Here is a 2,094-nt window from a genome sequence, read left to right as displayed (position 1 = left end):
CCGTCAAGGCGAGCGAGTGATGCGGTATATTTCACAGCAAGCAGAGGATTCAGGTGCTTTTTCAACAATGGTTGCCGATTTGTCACAAAAAATCGATAAAGTCAAAATTGAGAAATATAATTTTACAAATGACCTTATTTTTGAATGTTACTCCCAACCCTATACCCTTGATAAGAAAATAACCGGACGTATCTGGAGTTTTCGTGATATTACTCAACGAGTTATCCTGGAGAAACAATTAAAATATCAAGCGACGCATGACTCATTAACGGGTTTGCCTAATCGAGTCCTTATGCTGGATCGATTAGGTCATGTTCTTGACAAAGCGAAGCGACAAAACACTTTATTTGCTGTTATTTTTTTTGATTTGGATCGATTTAAGTTAATAAATGACAGTATTGGCCATGATACGGGTGATGAATTACTTAAAACTGTCGCGAAAAGACTGGAGTTTATGCTTAGAGGAACAGACACATTAGCCAGGCTTGGTGGTGATGAATTTATTGTAATAGTTGATAATATTAAAAATGAATTTGATGCAGGTACTGTGGCAACTCACTTATTAGAATCATTTAATAGTAATTTTGAAATAGCAGGTCAATCATTATCCGTGTGCTCAAGTGCTGGTATTAGTATTTTTCCACGCGACGGCAAAACGATTGGCGAATTATTGCGCAATGCTGACGCCGCAATGTATCAAGCCAAAAATAGCGGGGGGAATCAATTCCAATTTTATACAGCAGAACTTGGCACGCAAATAAAGGAAAAATTTGTATTAGAAAATGAGTTGCATGACGCCGTACTTAATAATGAATTCATGATATATTATCAACCCCAATTCGATATCACGACCCAAAAAATATCGTCAGTAGAAGCATTAATTCGATGGAATCACCCTAAAAGAGGTATTTTGCTTCCTATTGATTTTATTCCCGCAGCAGAAGAAACCGGGCTTATTATTCCTATTGGGGAATGGACATTAAAAACCGCATGTGAACAAAATAAAAAATGGCAGGACGCCGGATTTTTACCCATGCGTGTCGCGGTTAATATTAGTTTAAAACAGATTAAGCAATTTGATTTTGTACAGAAAATTAAAGGGATATTAGACAGTACAGGATTAAGCCCAAATTGGCTTGAACTTGAGATAACAGAAAATGTGCTCCTTAACGCCATTGAGTTGGCTCTCAGCTCGTTACCTGAATTGTATGCGATGGGCATCCACATTACATTAGATGATTTTGGTACGGGTACTTCAAGTATTAATTATTTACGAAAAATCCCCTTAGATCGATTAAAAATAGACCAATCATTTATTAGTAATATTAATTTAAATACCAGCGATGAAGTCATTATTCAGTCTATTATTTCATTGGCAAAAAAATTAAATTTGAAAATAGTGGCTGAAGGGGTAGAAACTCAGAAACAATTAGAGTTTTTACAATCCAACCATTGTGAAGAGGTTCAGGGATTTTATTTTAGTAAGCCTGTAGCCCCAAGTGAGTTAGAACTTATATTACAAAGACCTAAGGAATAAAGGTTGCGTGTACAGTAGAGCATGATTCTAATGGTGCCCCCGGACTCGATTTGTTCACAGAAAGTAGGATGAGAGATAAAACGCATTAAATAAGAGCCTTTCAGCAGCCCTAATTATGAAGACTCTTTAAGTTGAAAAAGCCCCTGTTGCGTTCCTATATAAACAGTATTGCCAAACCCACTAATTGCATTCACCTGCGAGCCCATATTAATATTTTGCCAAAAAGCCCCCCCATCATAAGTGACATACACTGAATAGGGAAAATTACAGGTAACATAAGCTGTTTTAGAATCACGAGCATAAATACCAGTAACTCCATATTTTAAAGTCAGCACATTACTTGTTGTCAGATACCAGCTCGCTCCGCCATCTAAGGTTTTAAGTATGCCTGCTGATGTTGCTACGAATACAGTATTCTCATCCACCGCATAAATATGTTTAACCTCCATATTTTTCTTGCCCACATAGATGGTTGACCATGACTTACCACCATTACTTGTCTTAAGAATTTTACTATTCTCAAGAAAACCTCGCTGTTAGACCTAACGTATACCGTG

2 protein-coding genes are annotated in these 2,094 nt (G+C 36.9%); one reads left to right on the top strand and one right to left on the bottom strand.

The features are described from left to right. Positions 1-1,537 (top strand): putative bifunctional diguanylate cyclase/phosphodiesterase (locus tag LDG_RS01550; protein ID WP_233491392.1); only part of this gene is annotated, 1,537 nt, incomplete at its 5' end. 113 nt (positions 1,538-1,650) lie between these two features. Here the strand turns inward: LDG_RS01550 and LDG_RS01545 are convergent. Further along, positions 1,651-2,046 carry a WD40/YVTN/BNR-like repeat-containing protein gene (locus tag LDG_RS01545; RefSeq protein WP_267878834.1) on the bottom strand — a complete coding sequence of 132 codons (396 nt, stop codon included), beginning with the start codon at positions 2,044-2,046 and terminating at the stop codon, positions 1,651-1,653. Between the last annotated feature and the right edge of the window lie 48 nt (positions 2,047-2,094).

Source organism: Legionella drancourtii LLAP12 (assembly GCF_000162755.2).
In the GTDB taxonomy this organism is placed as follows: Bacteria; Pseudomonadota; Gammaproteobacteria; order Legionellales; family Legionellaceae; genus Legionella; species Legionella drancourtii.
The sequence above is the reverse complement of the archived record's forward strand: the minus strand, read 5'-3'. Positions and strand labels throughout refer to the sequence as shown.